This window comes from Streptomyces sp. NPDC089424, assembly GCF_044749345.1.
Lineage (GTDB): Bacteria > Actinomycetota > Actinomycetes > Streptomycetales > Streptomycetaceae > Streptomyces.
Map to the genome: position 1 here is coordinate 336,920 of NZ_JBIVHU010000006.1, position 15,220 is coordinate 352,139.

General features: G+C 71.3%; 17 protein-coding genes. 8 read left to right on the forward strand and 9 right to left on the reverse strand.

Annotated elements, in window-relative coordinates; genetic code table 11:
- Positions 1 to 23: 23 nt before the first annotated feature.
- Positions 24 to 1,475 (forward strand): MFS transporter, encoded by a 1,452-nt coding sequence (locus tag ACIP2X_RS26385; protein ID WP_401677006.1) that lies wholly within the window; start codon positions 24 to 26, stop codon positions 1,473 to 1,475.
- Between the two features lie 147 nt (positions 1,476 to 1,622).
- The gene (locus ACIP2X_RS26390) at positions 1,623 to 1,826 is read left to right on the forward strand and encodes a hypothetical protein (RefSeq protein WP_401677008.1); all 204 of its coding nucleotides are present in this window, start codon (positions 1,623 to 1,625) and stop codon (positions 1,824 to 1,826) included.
- A gap of 10 nt (positions 1,827 to 1,836) precedes the next feature.
- Here the strand turns inward: ACIP2X_RS26390 and ACIP2X_RS26395 are convergent, their stop codons facing one another.
- Entirely contained in the window at positions 1,837 to 2,424 is a 588-nt protein-coding gene (locus tag ACIP2X_RS26395) for a TetR family transcriptional regulator (protein WP_401677010.1), read from the reverse strand.
- 25 nt (positions 2,425 to 2,449) lie between these two features.
- Positions 2,450 to 3,460: an aldo/keto reductase gene (locus ACIP2X_RS26400; protein ID WP_401677012.1), complete on the reverse strand. Its 1,011-nt coding sequence runs from the start codon at positions 3,458 to 3,460 to the stop codon at positions 2,450 to 2,452.
- Between the two features lie 195 nt (positions 3,461 to 3,655).
- On the opposite strand from ACIP2X_RS26400, the gene ACIP2X_RS26405 reads away from it, so the two are divergent.
- Positions 3,656 to 4,702 (forward strand): chitinase, encoded by a 1,047-nt coding sequence (locus tag ACIP2X_RS26405; RefSeq protein WP_401677014.1) that lies wholly within the window; start codon positions 3,656 to 3,658, stop codon positions 4,700 to 4,702.
- A gap of 7 nt (positions 4,703 to 4,709) precedes the next feature.
- On the opposite strand, the gene ACIP2X_RS26410 is transcribed toward ACIP2X_RS26405, so the two are convergent.
- Together ACIP2X_RS26410 and ACIP2X_RS26415 are read right to left on the reverse strand one after the other, a co-directional pair.
- Entirely contained in the window at positions 4,710 to 5,324 is a 615-nt protein-coding gene (locus ACIP2X_RS26410; RefSeq protein WP_401677016.1) for a LysE family translocator, read from the reverse strand.
- An 88-nt stretch (positions 5,325 to 5,412) separates the two neighbouring features.
- On the reverse strand, positions 5,413 to 6,795 hold the full coding sequence (locus ACIP2X_RS26415) for a glycine--tRNA ligase (protein ID WP_401677018.1): 1,383 nt from the start codon (positions 6,793 to 6,795) through the stop codon (positions 5,413 to 5,415).
- Positions 6,796 to 6,955: 160 nt separating this feature from the next.
- Between ACIP2X_RS26415 and ACIP2X_RS26420 the strand changes: the two genes are divergently transcribed.
- Genes ACIP2X_RS26420 through ACIP2X_RS26435 form a run of 4 tightly spaced genes read left to right on the forward strand, consistent with a single transcriptional unit; the run spans position 6,956 to position 10,095 of the window.
- Positions 6,956 to 7,918, forward strand: a complete 963-nt coding sequence (locus ACIP2X_RS26420; protein ID WP_401677020.1) for a metal ABC transporter solute-binding protein, Zn/Mn family — start codon at positions 6,956 to 6,958, stop codon at positions 7,916 to 7,918.
- Between the two features lie 16 nt (positions 7,919 to 7,934).
- Positions 7,935 to 8,705 (forward strand): metal ABC transporter ATP-binding protein, encoded by a 771-nt coding sequence (locus ACIP2X_RS26425; RefSeq protein WP_401677251.1) that lies wholly within the window; start codon positions 7,935 to 7,937, stop codon positions 8,703 to 8,705.
- Positions 8,705 to 9,607 (forward strand): metal ABC transporter permease, encoded by a 903-nt coding sequence (locus ACIP2X_RS26430; protein ID WP_401677022.1) that lies wholly within the window; start codon positions 8,705 to 8,707, stop codon positions 9,605 to 9,607. The genes ACIP2X_RS26425 and ACIP2X_RS26430 overlap by 1 nt, the downstream gene beginning before the upstream one ends.
- A gap of 59 nt (positions 9,608 to 9,666) precedes the next feature.
- Positions 9,667 to 10,095 (forward strand): Fur family transcriptional regulator, encoded by a 429-nt coding sequence (locus ACIP2X_RS26435; RefSeq protein ID WP_401677024.1) that lies wholly within the window; start codon positions 9,667 to 9,669, stop codon positions 10,093 to 10,095.
- A gap of 39 nt (positions 10,096 to 10,134) precedes the next feature.
- On the opposite strand, the gene ACIP2X_RS26440 is transcribed toward ACIP2X_RS26435, so the two are convergent.
- From ACIP2X_RS26440 to ACIP2X_RS26460, 5 genes are all read right to left on the reverse strand, one after another.
- Entirely contained in the window at positions 10,135 to 10,968 is an 834-nt protein-coding gene (locus ACIP2X_RS26440; RefSeq protein WP_401677026.1) for an isoprenyl transferase, read from the reverse strand.
- Between the two features lie 23 nt (positions 10,969 to 10,991).
- Complete coding sequence (recO, locus tag ACIP2X_RS26445; RefSeq protein ID WP_401677028.1) at positions 10,992 to 11,738, reverse strand: DNA repair protein RecO; 747 nt, start codon at positions 11,736 to 11,738, stop codon at positions 10,992 to 10,994.
- Between the two features lie 34 nt (positions 11,739 to 11,772).
- A complete protein-coding gene (locus tag ACIP2X_RS26450; RefSeq protein WP_401677029.1) occupies positions 11,773 to 12,006 on the reverse strand; it encodes a hypothetical protein in 234 nt (77 codons plus the stop codon).
- Between the two features lie 68 nt (positions 12,007 to 12,074).
- Positions 12,075 to 12,563 carry a VOC family protein gene (locus tag ACIP2X_RS26455; protein WP_401677031.1) on the reverse strand — a complete coding sequence of 163 codons (489 nt, stop codon included), beginning with the start codon at positions 12,561 to 12,563 and terminating at the stop codon, positions 12,075 to 12,077.
- A 90-nt stretch (positions 12,564 to 12,653) separates the two neighbouring features.
- Complete coding sequence (locus tag ACIP2X_RS26460; RefSeq protein WP_401677033.1) at positions 12,654 to 13,097, reverse strand: protein phosphatase; 444 nt, start codon at positions 13,095 to 13,097, stop codon at positions 12,654 to 12,656.
- A 491-nt stretch (positions 13,098 to 13,588) separates the two neighbouring features.
- On the opposite strand from ACIP2X_RS26460, the gene ACIP2X_RS26465 reads away from it, so the two are divergent.
- Entirely contained in the window at positions 13,589 to 15,220 is a 1,632-nt protein-coding gene (locus ACIP2X_RS26465; RefSeq protein WP_401677035.1) for an ABC transporter substrate-binding protein, read from the forward strand.

The following is a 15,220-nucleotide window of genomic DNA, read 5'->3' on the forward strand; positions in this document are numbered from 1 at the left end:
GAAATCGGCGTACGATGGACACCATGCCCGAGCTCAGCCCACGCCGACGTCTGCTGGTGCTCGCGATCTGCTGCATGAGCCTGCTGATCGTGAGCCTGGACAACACCGCCCTGAACGTGGCCCTGCCCTCCATGCAGGAGGACCTGGACACCGGGACGTCGGGGCTCCAGTGGGCGATCGACGCGTACACCCTCGTCCTCGCCTCCCTGCTGATGCTCGCGGGCTCCACCGCCGACCGGATCGGCCGCAAGCGGGTGTTCATGGCGGGCCTGGTGATCTTCACCATCGGCTCGGCCCTCTGCTCGGTGGCGCCCGGCCTGGACACGCTGGTGATCTTCCGCATGGTGCAGGCGGTCGGCGGCTCGATGCTCAACCCGGTCGCCATGTCGATCATCACCAACACCTTCACGGACCCGCGCGAGCGGGCCCGCGCGATCGGCGCGTGGGGCGCGGTGGTGGGTATCTCGATGGCCATGGGCCCGCTGGTCGGCGGCCTGCTGGTGGAGGCGGTGAACTGGCGGGCGATCTTCTGGGTCAACCTGCCGGTGGGCGCCGCCGCCCTGCTGCTGACCCTGCGGTTCGTCCCCGAGTCACGTGCCCCGAAGGCCCGGCGGCCCGACCCCGTGGGCCAGTTGCTGGTGATCGCGCTGTTCGGGGCGCTGACCTACGCGATCATCGAGGCGCCGAGCGCCGGGCTCGCGACGGTGCTGCCGTTCGCGGCGGTGGCCCTCGCCGCCCTGCTGGGGCTGCTCGCCTACGAGCCCCGGCGCGCCGAGCCGCTGATCGACCTGAGGTTCTTCCGTTCGGCGCCGTTCAGCGGGGCGACCGTGATAGCGATCAGCGCGTTCGCGGCGCTGGGCGGCTTCCTGTTCCTGTCGACGCTCTACCTCCAGAACGTCCGGGGGCTGGACGCGCTGCACGCCGGGCTGTGGATGCTGCCGATGGCGGTGCCGACGTTCCTGTGCGCCCCGCTGGCCGGCCGGCTGGTGGGCAGCCGGGGGCCGCGGATACCGCTGCTGATCGCGGGGCTGGCGATGACCGCGAGCGCGGTGCTGTTCGCCGGGTTCGAGGGCGAGACGTCCGACGCCACGCTGTTCGCCGGGTACCTGCTGTTCGGTGTGGGCTTCGGGTTCGTGAACGCGCCGATCACCAACACGGCGGTCTCCGGGATGCCGCGGGCCCAGGCCGGCGTCGCCGCCGCCGTCGCCTCCACCAGCCGCCAGCTCGGTCAGACGCTGGGGGTCGCGGTGGTGGGCGCGGTGCTGGCGGCGGGGATCGGGACGTCCTCGTACCGGGAGGCGTTCGTCACGGCCGCCCGGCCGGGGTGGTGGGTGCTCGTGCTGTGCGGCGCGGCGGTGCTGTTCCTCGGGGTGCTGACCAGTGGCCGGTGGGCCCGCAGGACGGCCGAACGGACCGCCGAACGCCTGGAGTCGGGCGAGGTCCGGCAGGCGGTGGGGGCCGCCGAGCGGGCCTGAACCCGCTCGGCGGCCCCGCACCGCAGGGCACAGCTTGGCCAACTCGACGTGAAGAGATCCCCGTTGATGTTGATCCTGCTGCACACTCCTTGCTGCGCGAGGAGACAGCCGGACGAACAGGTCGCCGGACCGGACGCGGGAGGCGTCATGTCGCAGATCGACACGAGCAAGGTCAGCCGGTGGGATCAGCACGGACGTGAGCACGTGGTCCGCGTGCAGCGCACCGGGGTGCAACGCACGATCAGCTGCGACACGTGCGGCTGGCGCCGCGGCGCGCAGTTCCTGCCCTGGCTGAAGGCGCAGGAGCACCTGGAGGAGGCGCACCAGGCGACGGTCGACCCGGGGGCGTGACCCGCCGGGCTCAGGCGCGCAGCCCCCGCACCACCAGGTCCACCACCGCCGCGAAGTCCGCCTCCACGCCGGGCAGCGCCCACTCGGAGGCGTAGCAGGGGTCGTGGAAGCGCCCGGTGGCCTGGAAGACCGCGCTCGCGGTGATCTCCGGGTCGGCGGCGGTGAAGGCTCCTGCCGCCACCCCCGCCTCGACTATCCGGGCCAGTTGGGCGGTGAGCTCCGCGATGTGCTCCGGGACCGCCTCGCCGCTCTCCCCGGTCAGCACCATGTACGTCGCGAAGAGCTCCGGGTCGTCGCCCGCCTTGCGGCGCTTGGCGTCGAACAGCCCCCGCAGCCAGTCCCGCAGCCGGCTCTCCGCGTCCCGGTCCTCGGCGACGATCCCGGCCAGCGCCTCGGACGTGCGGTCCAGCCACCGCTTGGTGACCGCCTCCCGCAGTGCCGCCTTGGTGCGGAAGTGCCGGTAGACACTGCCGTGGCTGACGCCGAGCGCGCGGGCCACGTCGACCACGGTGGCCTTGGCCGGGCCGTGGCGGCGCAGCACCTCCTCGGTCGCTTCGAGGACGCGCTCGGCGGTCAGGGTCTCGCTGGTCGGGGACATGAGGTGACCGTACCCTGAGCCCGGATCAGCGTTCGCTGTCGAGGTGCGCCATCTGCTGCGACGAGTAGCGCTCGCCCGCGGCGGCGTCCGCCGGGACGGCCTCCTCGATCGCCCGCAGATCGGCCTCGTCCAGCAGCACGTCCAGCGCGCCCAGCGACTCGGCCAGCCGGTCCCGGCGGCGGGCGCCGACCAGCGGCACGATGTCCTCGCCGCGCGAGAGCACCCAGGCGATGGCGATCTGTGCGACGCTCACGCCCTTCTGCTCGGCGATCTTGCGCAGCGCCTCCACCAGGTTCAGGTTGTGCTGGAGGTTCTCGCCCTGGAACCGGGGCGAGACGGCCCGGAAGTCGCCTGCCGCGAGCTGCCGGTCGGCGGTGAAGTGCCCGGAGATCAGCCCGCGGGAGAGCACGCCGTACGCGGTGACGCCGATGCCGAGCTCACGGGCGGTCGGCAGGATCTCCGCCTCGATGCCCCGGGAGATCAGCGAGTACTCGATCTGGAGGTCGGAGATCGGGGCGGTGGCGGCGGCCCGGCGGAGGGTGTCGGCACCGACCTCGCTGAGGCCGATGTGCCGGACGTACCCCTGCTCGACCAGCTCGGCGATGGCGCCGACCGTCTCCTCGACCGGCACGTCCGGGTCGAGCCGGGAGGGCCGGTAGACGTCGATGTGGTCGACGCCGAGGCGCTGGAGGGTGTAGGCGGCGAAGGTCTTCACGGTGGCCGGGCGCGCGTCGAAGCCGAGCCAGTCGCCGGCGGGGCCGCGCAGGGCGCCGAACTTCACGCTGATGCGCGCCTGCTCCCGCAGGGCGGCGGGGGCGGACCGCAGGGCCTCGCCGATCAGCATCTCGTTGTGGCCCATGCCGTAGAAGTCGCCGGTGTCCAGCAGGGTGACGCCGGCGTCCAGGGCGGCATGGATGGTCGCGAGGGATTCGGCCCGGTCCGCTTCTCCGTAGAGCGCGGACATGCCCATGCAGCCGAGGCCGAGGGCGGACACCTGGGGGCCGGTGGATCCGAGAGTGCGTGTGTGCATCGTCATGGCTCCACCTTGGCATGACAGCTGACAGATTTCAATATCTGTCAGCTGTCATTTGTCAGAAGCATCGCAGGACCGCTCCTCGGGCGCGGCCCGCCTTCTGGTCCAGACCTCTTGACGAATGGTCTGGACCGCGCGCACTGTCATGTCTACGACACCCCGCGCGCACCCGCCCCGACCCCCACCGGGAGGCCTCGCATGATCCGCCGCGCCCTGCGCCTGCTGGCCGCCGCCCTGGCGACCGCCTGCCTCACCCAGCTCCCCGTCGCGACCCCCGCCGCGGCGGCCGACACCTGCGCCGTGAAGTCGAAGCCCGGCGGCAAGGTCCTGCAGGGCTACTGGGAGAACTGGGACGGAGCCGCAGGCGGGGTCCACCCGCCCTTCGGCTGGACCCCGATCACCGATTCCCGGATCGGCGCGCACGGCTACAACGTGATCAACGCGGCGTTCCCGGTGATCCGCTCCGACGGCACCGCGCTGTGGGAGGACGGCATGGACACGGGCGTGAAGGTCGCGACGCCCGCGGAGATGTGCGCGGCGAAGGCCTCGGGCAAGACGCTGCTGCTCTCCATCGGCGGCGCCACCGCCGGCATCGACCTCAGCTCGACGGCGGTCGCCGACCGCTTCGTCGCGACGATCGTGCCGATCCTGCAGAAGTACAACTTCGACGGCATCGACATCGACATCGAGACCGGCCTGGTCGGCAGCGGCAACATCAACCAGCTGTCCCCGTCCCAGGCCAACCTGATCCGCATCATCGACGGGGTGCTGGCGCGGATGCCGTCGAACTTCGGCCTGACCATGGCCCCGGAGACCGCGTACGTCACCGGCGGCAGCGTCGTCTACGGCTCGATCTGGGGCGCGTACCTGCCGATCGTCAAGAAGTACGCCGACAACGGCCGCCTGTGGTGGCTCAACATGCAGTACTACAACGGCAGCATGTACGGCTGCTCCGGCGACTCCTACGCCGCCGGCACCGTCCAGGGCTTCGTCGCGCAGACCGACTGCCTCGACCGGGGACTCGTGATCCAGGGGACGACCGTCCGCGTGCCCTACGACAAGCAGGTTCCCGGCCTGCCCGCACAGCCCGGCGCGGGCGGCGGCCACATGTCACCGAGCCTGGTCGCCCAGGCCTGGCGGCACTACAACGGCGGCCTCAAGGGCCTGATGACCTGGTCGATCAACTGGGACGGCTCGAAGAACTGGACCTTCGGCGACAACGTCAGGTCGCTGCAAGGACGGTGAGCCGTCCCTAGCGGGCAGTGAAGGCCAGTTGGGCGCCCAGCGCGACGAACGAGCCCGCGAACGTCCGGCGCAGCCAGGTCATCACCCGCGGCCGGGACACGACATGGCTGCGCACGGACGCCGCGAGCAGCCCGAAGGCGGCGAACACCACGAAGGTCACCAGCATGAACACCCCGCCCAGCGCCAGCATCCGGGGCACGGCGTGCGGCTCGGCCGGGCTCACGAACTGCGGCAGGAAGGCCAGGAAGAAGATCGTCACCTTCGGGTTGAGCAGATTGATCAGCACGGCCCGTACGATCACCCGCCCCGGGGTGAGGGGCGCCGCGCCCTGCTCGCCGAGGTCGATCGCGCCCTTCTCCCGCACCGTGACCCAGGCCATGTGCAGCAGATAGGCGACCCCGGCGTACTTCAGCACCTGGAAGGCGGTGCCGCCGGCGTGCAGCAGCGCGGCGACGCCGGTGACGGTGGCCAGTACGTGCGGGACGATCGCGAGCGTGCACCCGAAGGCGGCCGCGACGCTCGCCCGCCGCCCCCGGGACAGCCCGGCGGCGAGCGTGTAGACGAGGCCGGTGCCGGGGGTGACGACGACAACGAGGGTGGTCAGCAGGAATGCGAGGGTCATGGACCCCAGCCTGCCGACGCCGTGGCCCCCGATACAGGACCACTCGGGCACCTGTATCGGGGGCCAATGACGACCTCGCGGACGGAACCTAGCTGCCGATGAGGCGCGTGGCCAGGTACCCCTCGATCTGGTCGAGGGAGATCCGCTCCTGCTTCATGGTGTCGCGCTCGCGCACGGTGACCGCGTTGTCGTCCAGGGTGTCGAAGTCGACCGTCACGCAGTACGGCGTACCGATCTCGTCCTGGCGGCGGTAGCGGCGGCCGATGGCGCCGGCGTCGTCGAACTCGATGTTCCAGTTCTGGCGCAGCGCCTGGGCGAGACCCTTGGCCTTCGGCGACAGCTCGGGGTTGCGGGACAGCGGGAGCACCGCCACCTTCACCGGGGCGAGGCGGTGGTCGAGGCGCAGCACGGTGCGCTTCTCCATCTTGCCCTTGGCGTTGGGGGCCTCGTCCTCGACGTAGGCGTCGAGGAGGAAGGCCAGCATCGCCCGGCCGACACCGGCCGCGGGCTCGATGACGTACGGCGTCCAGCGCTCCTGGGCCTCCTGGTCGTAGAAGGAGAGGTCCTGGCCGGAGGCCTTGGAGTGCGCGTTCAGGTCGTAGTCGGTGCGGTTGGCGACGCCCTCCAGCTCGCCCCACTCGCTGCCGCCGAACTGGAAGCGGTACTCGATGTCAGCGGTGCGCTTGGAGTAGTGGGAGAGCTTCTCCTGCGGGTGCTCGTACCACCGCATGTTCTCCTCGCGCAGGCCCAGGCCGGTGTACCAGTTCCAGCGCTGCTCCATCCAGTACTCCTGCCACTTCTCGTCCTCGCCCGGCTTGACGAAGAACTCCATCTCCATCTGCTCGAACTCGCGGGTGCGGAAGATGAAGTTGCCGGGCGTGATCTCGTTGCGGAAGGACTTGCCCATCTGCGCGATGCCGAACGGCGGCTTGCGGCGCGAGGTGGTCTGCACCTGGGCGAAGTTGGTGAAGATGCCCTGCGCGGTCTCGGGGCGCAGGTAGGCGACGGAGCCGCTGTCCTGGGTCGGGCCGAGGTGCGTCGACAGCAGACCGGAGAACTGCTTGGGCTCGGTGAACTGGCCCTTGGTGCCGCAGTTCGGGCAGTTGATGTCGGCGAGGCCGTTCTCGGGGGCGCGGCCCTTCTTCTCCTCGTACGCCTCCTCCAGGTGGTCCGCGCGGAACCGCTTGTGGCAGGAGGTGCACTCGGTGAGCGGGTCGGTGAAGGTGGCGACATGGCCGGAGGCGACCCAGACCTCGGGGGCCAGGATGACGGACGAGTCGATACCCACGACGTCCTCGCGCGACGTCACCATGTAGCGCCACCACTGACGCTTGAGGTTCTCCTTGAGCTCGACACCCAGCGGTCCGTAGTCCCAGGCGGCCTTCTGGCCGCCGTAGATCTCACTGCAGGGGAAAACGAAGCCACGGCGCTTGCTCAGGCTGACGATGGTGTCGATCTTGTCGGCGGCCACGGTGCTCTCTTCATTACGACGACGGGCGACGAAGCGAGATGCTTCCAGCGAATGATTCAGGTTACCGGCGCGCACTCCCCCTGAACCAAATCGGGGCTCCCCAGGAACCGGATCAGCAGGTTGTTGACAACGGTTTCCAATTTTGTTGAAAATGACTCTCATGAACATACGACGACGTCTCATACCGACGGCCGCGCTGGCCGCACTCAGCCTCACCGCCGTCTCCGCCTGCTCCGGCGACGGCGCGGCCGCCGGCGGCACGGACAAGTTCGACGTCGTCGCCTCGTTCTATCCGATGCAGTTCCTCGCCGAGCAGATCGGCGGGGAGCACGTGGACGTCACCACCCTGACCGAGCCCGGCCAGGAGCCGCACGACCTGGAGATCAGCGCCAAGCAGACCGCGCAGCTCCAGGAGGCGGACGCCGTGCTCTACCTCAAGGACCTCCAGCCCACCGTCGACGAAGCCGTCGCCCAGGCCGACGTGGACCCGAAGATCGACGCCGCCTCCCTGACCGCGCTGGAGGACCACGGAGACGTCGAGCACGAGCACGAGGGCGAGCAGGGGCACGAGGGCGAGGAGCACGCCGAGGAGGGCGAGCACCCCCTCGACCCGCACGTCTGGCTCGACCCGGTGAAGTACGCCGAGATCGCCGAGGGCGTCGGCGCCGCCTTCGAGAAGGCCGACCCGGACCACGCCGCCGACTACAAGGCGAACACGGAAGCTCTGGTGGGCAAACTGAACTCGCTCGACGCGAAGTTCGAGGACGGCCTGCGCAACACCCGTTCCAAGGTCTTCTTCACCAACCACGCCGCCTTCGGCTACCTCGCCGAGCGCTACGGTCTGACCCAGGAGGCCATCTCCGGCATCAGCCCGGAGTCCGAGCCGAGCCCGGCCCGGATCAAGGAACTCCAGTCGGAGGCCAAGGCCGACGGCGTGACCACCGTGTTCTACGAGACACTGGTGAGCGACCGGACCGCCAGGACCCTCGGCAAGGACGCCGGACTGCGGACGGACGTGCTCGACCCCCTCGAGGGCATCACCGACAAGTCCAAGGGCGACGACTACTTCCAGGTCATGGAGTCCAACCTCGGCGCGCTGAAGACCGCCCTCGGCGCCAAGTGATCGTTACGGAGGCCGCATCGTGAGCGAGTCCGTCATATCCCTGCGCGGCGTCCGCGCGGAACTGGGCTCGCGCCCGGTGCTGCGCGGCATCGACCTGGACGTCGGCCGCGGCGAGGTCGTCGCGCTGCTCGGCGCGAACGGCTCGGGCAAGTCGACCGCGGTGCGCAGTGTGATCGGGCAGGTGCCCGTCGCCGCCGGGACGATCGAGCTGTTCGGCATGGCGCGGCACCGGTTCCGTGACTGGGCCCGGGTGGGGTACGTGCCGCAGCGCACCACGGCCGCGGGCGGTGTGCCGGCGACGGTGACGGAGGTCGTCCTCTCCGGCCGGCTGTCCAGGGCCCGCTTCGGCCTGCTGCGCAAGGCGGACCACGTGGCCGTGCGCCGGGCCCTGGAGCTGGTCGGGATGGCCGACCGGGCCAAGGACTCGGTGGACGCCCTCTCGGGCGGCCAGCACCAGCGGGTGCTGATCGCCCGCGCCCTCGCCTCCGAACCCGAACTGCTGATCATGGACGAGCCGATGGCGGGCGTCGACCTGGCCAGCCAGGAGGTGCTCGCGCGGACCCTGCGCGAGCAGGTCGCCGCCGGGGCGAGCGTCCTGCTCGTCCTGCACGAACTGGGCCCGCTGGAGCCGCTGATCGACCGGGCCGTCGTCCTGCGCGACGGCTGTGTGGCCCACGACGGCCCGCCCCCGAAGGCGGTCGGCCAGCACGCGCTGCCCGGCCACGACCACGTCCACCCGCACGCGGCGCACGACGCCGGCCCGATCCGCACAGGACTGCTGAGCTGATGGATTTCCTCGACTACGCCTTCATGCAGCGGGCCCTGCTCGCCGCGGTGCTGGTGGGCGTCACGGCCCCGGCGATCGGCATCTACCTCGTGCAGCGCCGCCAGGCCCTGATGGGCGACGGCATCGGCCATGTCGCCATGACCGGCGTGGGCCTCGGCTTCCTGCTCTCCTGGTCGCCGGTGTGGATGGCGACGCTGGTCTCCGTGCTCGGCGCGGTGCTCATGGAGCTGATCCGCTGGTACGGCCGCACCCGCGGCGACATCGCCCTCGCCATGCTCTTCTACGGCGGCATGGCCGGCGGCGTGATGTTCATCAACCTCGCGCCGAACGGCTCCAACGCGAACCTCACCTCGTACCTCTTCGGCTCGCTGTCGACGGTCAGCGAGTCGGACGTGACCGCCATCTGCCTGCTCGCGGCCTTCGTGGTCCTGGTCACGATCGGGCTGCGCCGGCAGCTCTTCGCGGTCAGCCAGGACGAGGAGTTCGCGCGGGTCACCGGGCTGCCGGTGCGGGCCCTGAACCTGCTGACGGCGATCACCGCGGCGGTGACGGTGACCGTGGCGATGCGGGTGGTCGGCCTGCTGCTGGTGTCGGCGCTGATGGTGGTCCCGGTGGCCGCCGCCCAGCAGCTCACCCGCAGCTTCGCGGCGACCTTCGCGATCGCGGTCGCCCTGGGTGTGACCGTCACGCTCGGGGGCACCGTCACCTCGTACTACCAGGACGTTCCGCCCGGCGCGACCATCGTGCTGCTGACCATCGGCGCGTTCGTCGTGCTGACCGGGCTGGCCGCGCCGCTGGCCCGGCGGCGCGCGCGGGCACTGGCCGCGGCGCAGCCGGCCGGGGATCCGGCGGAGTGCGCGATTCCGGCCACGCGTGGGGCCGGCGACGGGATCGGCGTCTGACCGCGCGGGGTCCGGGCTGGCACAATGGCCCGGCAGACGCAGAGGCAAGGAGGCAACCGGTGACCACCGCAGGACCGCCCGTGAAGGGCCGCGCCACCCGGCAGCGCGCCGCTGTGTCGGCTGCCCTGGAAGAGGTCGAGGAGTTCCGCAGCGCTCAGGAGCTCCACGACATGCTCAAGCACAAGGGCGACTCCGTCGGGCTCACCACGGTCTACCGCACCCTGCAGTCCCTCGCCGACGCCGGCGAGGTCGACGTCCTGCGCACCTCCGACGGCGAGTCCGTCTACCGCCGTTGCTCCAGCGGCGAGCACCACCACCACCTCGTCTGCCGCGGCTGCGGAAAGGCCGTCGAGGTCGAGGGCCCCGCGGTGGAGACCTGGGCGGAGGCCATCGCCGCCGAGCACGGCTACGTCAACGTGGCCCACACGGTGGAGATCTTCGGCACCTGCGCGGACTGCGCGAACTGCCGGGCGGCCGAGCAGGACTGAGGCCGGGACGCCGAGCGCCCCGGCCCCTCGCCCGCCGCGCTACGGCTGCTTGCCCTCCATGGCGAGCAGCTCCTCGTTCGGGATCGCGCCGCCGAAGCGGCGGTCCCGGGACGCGAACTCCACGCAGGCCCGCCACAGGTCACGGCGGTCGAAGTCCGGCCACAGGACGTCCTGGAAGACCATCTCCGCGTAGGCGCTCTGCCAGAGCAGGAAGTTCGAGGTGCGCTGCTCCCCGCTGGGACGCAGGAAGAGGTCCACCTCCGGCATGTCCGGGTAGTAGAGGTACTTCGCGACGGTCTTCTCGGTCACCTTGGACGGGTCCAGACGCCCGGCCCGCACGTCCTCCGCGATCGCCTTCGCCGCGTCGGCGACCTCGGCCCGGCCGCCGTAGTTCATGCAGAAGTACAGCGTCAGACGGTCGTTGTCCTTCGTCTGCTCCTGGGCGATCTGGAGCTCCTTGGCGACCGACTTCCACAGCTTGGGCATCCGCCCCACCCAGCGCACCCGGACACCGAGCCCGTCGAGCTGGTCGCGGGTCTTGCGGATGAAGTCGCGGTTGAAGTTCATCAGGAAGCGCACCTCGTCCGGCGAGCGCTTCCAGTTCTCGGTGGAGAAGGCGTACAGCGAGATCGCGCCGACGCCCATCTCGATCCCGCCCTGGAGCACGTCCAGCACCCGCTCGGCGCCGACCTTGTGCCCCTCGGTGCGCGGCAGCCCGCGCTCCTTGGCCCAGCGGCCGTTGCCGTCCATGACGATCGCCACGTGGCGGGGGATCAGCTCACCGGGCAGCCTCGGCGGGCGGGCACCGGACGGATGCGGTTCGGGCGTCAGGTACTCGCGCCGCTGGCGCCCCAGGAACCCGCGTACGGCCATGTGCTTCTCGTCTCCCTCAGCTCTTACTTTTCCACGTACCGAAGGGAGCGCAGCCCGCGCTCCAGATGCCAGTGCAGGTAGGCGGAGACCAGCCCGCTGCCCTCCCGCACATGCCGCGGCTCGCACGCGTCCGCGGTCTCCCAGTCTCCCGTAAGCAGTGCCCCGAGGAGTTCCAGGGTCTGCGGCGAGGGTACGACGCTGCCGGGAACCCGGCAGTCGACGCAGACGGAGCCGCCGGACGCCACCGAGAAGAACCGGTTGGGTCCGGGCATTCCGCACCTGGCGCAGTCGCCGAAACTGGGGGCGTAGCCGTTCACGGCGAGGGAGCGCAGCAGGAATGCGTCCAGCACGAGGTGGGGGGCGTGCTCGCCGCGGGCGAGGGTGCGCAGGGCGCCGACCAGCAGCAGGTACTGCTGCACGGCCGGCTCGCCCTCGTGGTCCGTGAAGCGTTCCGCCGTCTCCAGCATCGCCGTGCCGGCGGTGTAGCGCGCGTAGTCGGTCACGATGCCGCCGCCGTACGGAGCGATGGTCTCGCTCTGCGTGCACAGCGGCAGCCCGCGTCCGATCAGCTCGCTGCCCCGCGCGAAGAACTGCACGTCGACGTGGGAGAAGGGCTCCAGCCTGGCCCCGAACTTCGACTTCGTCCGCCGCACGCCCCGTGCCACGGCCCGCACCCGCCCGTGCCCCCGCGTGAGCAACGTGATGATCCGGTCGGCCTCACCCAGCTTCTGGGTGCGCAGCACGATGCCGTCGTCGCGGAACAGGCTCATGCCGACATTGTCCCCTACGCCGGCGAGGCCTCCTTCAAGGGACCTCGCCCCGGCTGCGGGCGTTCGCGTAGGCCGTCGCCGCACTGAGCCGCTCGGCCGCGGTCGCGGTGCGCAGGGCGTCCGGATCGCAGTCCCACTCCTTCCCGCCGCCCACGGCTCTCAGCTGCACGTACGGCCCCTCGTGCCCCATGACGATCCCCACCTTTCCGCTGTGGGTGTCCACGACGTACGAGCCGATCGGCGGCTGCGGCGGCTTCTTCGACTTCATCGGCTTCCGGCCTTTTCCCGTGCGGTGTGCCAGTGCATCACCGTGTGGCTCCCCGACCCCGTCGGGTTTCACTCTTTGCGACTCCCCGGCCACGCGCCGGCCCTACACTCGGCAGGCTCCCGGCGCCGCTCCGCGGATTCCGCGGCCTCCTGGACCGCCCAGCCGTTGCCGTCCGGGTCCTGGAAGAAGAGGAAGCCGTTCCCCTGCTCCTCGCCCAGGCCGGGCGCCCAGCCCGAGTCGGTCACGTGCAGGACCGGGGTCACCTCGACCCCGCGTCCGGCCAGCTCGGCGCGGGCCGCCTGGATGTCGGTGACGCACAGCTGGAGTCCCTGCAGGGCACCGGGGGCCATCCGGGCCTGTCCCGGCGAGTCGGGCACGCCGGACTCCAGCACGATCGAGCAGCGGGAGCCGGGCGGGGTGAGCCGGACGAAGCGGCCGACACCCTCGGAGGACTGCGCGTCGACGTCGGCGCGGAATCCGCACCGGTCCCGGTAGAAGGCCTTGGCCCGGTCCAGGTCGGTGACCGGCACGACGATCACCTCAAGGGTCCATTCCATGCGCGCACCTCCTCGCCCATGGTCACCCCGCGCCCCACGCCCCGCCCGCCGACCGCCTCGGCGCCCTCGCCGCGCGGGGTGGGCGGGACCTCACCGTGCGCCGAAGCCGCGCACGTACCGCCGCTGCCAGGGCGTCTCCACCGCCCGGCGGTCGTAGCCCGCCCGGACGTACGCCACGGCCTCCTCCGGCGGTACGCCGTCCAGGACCGCCAGGCAGGCCAGCGCCGTCCCCGTGCGCCCGCGTCCGCCGCCGCAGGCGATCTCGACGCGCTCACCGCCGGCCCGCCGCCAGGCGCCGGCCAGGGCCGCCCGCGCGTCGGCCCGGTCCCGGGGAAGACGGAAGTCGGGCCAGGAGATCCAGCGGGACTCCCAGGGGAAGGCGGGCGGTGGCTCGCCGAGGAGGTACAGGCCGAACGACGGCGCGGGCGCCGCCGGGTCGAGGGGGCGCCGCAGGCCCCGGCCCCGGACCAGCCGGCCCGAGGGCAGCCGGAGCACACCCGGCATCCGCTCGTCCCACCCGCCCGCCGTCGTCATGGAGTCATTCGAACCTCTTCGCCTCCCCGGGGGCAACCGGTTCCGGGCGAGTGGTGGTCCGCGGGACGTGATGGCCCTGAACGGCGGCCGGTGCCCGGTCGCCGGCCCTCTCCGCCACGGAAGTGAACTGCCGTCACGCGCTGCGCGCCCTCCACGTCACGGGCGCGCGGCGCGGTGATGATGGCGCGATGACGGTGACCGGTGAGCGCGGGGGGCGGTCCGTCCGGGCCCTCGCGGGCGCCGGGCGGGCCGGTCGCGGTGTGCGCCGCGTCGCGTCAACTCCCCCTGTTGTGCGCCGCCATGGGCGCGGCCGAAGGCGGATACCCCATTCGTGTGCGCTCTCTTGACCGCCTCCACGGCCCCTCCTATCGTCGCGCACACCGCAGGACGTAGGACGTCGTATCTCCCCCTCATCCGACGCGTCGTCCGACCCGTCGTCCGAGTGACGCGGACTCGTCCGACCGCCTCCCCCCACACTCTTCGGAGGACCCGTGCGCGACGTGACCCACGACGTGCCGGCGCCGCACCGCCGGTCGTTCCTGAAGCACTCCGGCGCCCTCGCCGCCGCCTGCGCCCTCCCGGCGTCGCTGGCGGCCTGCTCGGCGGGCCCCGAGTCGACGAACGACACCGGTGACGGCGGCGAGGGCCCGAACCGGACCCTGACGGCGGTCATCGGCTACGGGAACGACGGGACCTGGGACCCGACGCAGACGGCGTCGGCGTTCTGCATGGCGGCCAACAACCACATCTACGAGGGGCTGCTCGACACCGACCCGATCTCCCGGGAGCCGTACCCCGCGCTGGCGACCCGGGTGCCCGCGGACCTCGGTGCCACCACCTGGAGGTTCACCCTGCGCCCGGGCGCCACGTTCCACGACGGCAGGCCCGTCACCGCCGACGACGTGGTCTTCGTCTTCGACCGGATCCTCGACCCGGACACCCAGACCCTGGCCAAGGGGTTCTTCGAACCCTGGCTGAAGGGCGTACGGAAGATCGACGAGCGCGACGTCGAGCTGCTGCTGAAGTTCCCCTTCCCGGAAGGCGCCGCCCGGCTCACCCTGGCGAAGGTCATGCCCAAGCACGTCTTCTCCCGGCCCGGCGCCTGGAACGACGCGATCGCGGGGCTGGCCGTGGGTTCCGGGCCCTACCGGCAGAGCGCGCACCACCCGAAGTCCAACACCACCTTCGAGGCGTACGCGGGCTACAACGGGCCGCGCCGGGCGGCCTTCAAGAAGATGAACTGGCTGACGATCGTCGACGCCGCGCCCCGGGTGGCCAAGATCTCCGGCGGCAGCGCGGGCGCGCAGATCGCGGACAACATCCCCTACGCCAACATCGGCGTGCTGGAGAGCGGCGGCCTGACGGTGGCCGGCGGATTCGGGATGAACAACCTCTTCCTGATGTTCAACACCGCGCGGGGGCCGTTCGACGACGTACGGGTCCGGCAGGCGCTGCACTACGCCATCGACTCCGAGCAGATGGTCGAGGTCGCGCTCAAGGGGCACGGCAAGCCGTCCTCGTCGTTCCTCAACGAGGCCAATCCCGCGTACCGGCGGGCCAGGACCGTCTACGACCACGACCCCGACAAGGCGCGGGCGCTGCTGAAGGCGGCCGGGGTCAGCGGGCTGCGGATCGAGATCCTCGCCGTGAACGTCAGCTGGATCGTCGACTGCCTGCCGACGATCAAGTCGTCCTGGGACGCGATCGGGGTGCGCACCACGCTGTCGCCGCAGGAGACCACGGCCGTCTTCACCAAGATGGACCAGAAGCAGGACTACCAGGTGGTGGCCGCGGCCTCGAACCCCAACCAGTTCGGTCTCGACGCCGACCTGATCATGCGTTACAACTACGGGCCCCAGAACCTCTGGATGGGGTACGCCCGCTGGGCCGGCGACCCGGTCGCCCGGCAGCTCTTCAAGGACATGGACCGGGCCACCAGGGAACCGGACGCGGCCCGCAAGAAGGCGATGATCCAGGACTACGTCGACGTCGTCGCCGAGCAGGCGGTGCTCTACCCGGTCGTCCACAACGAGCTGATGACCGCCTGGGACCCGAGCGACCTGGCCGGGATAAGGGCCCAGCCGTACCCCGGTATCAACGTCCTCCAGGCCAGGTGGGCCTAG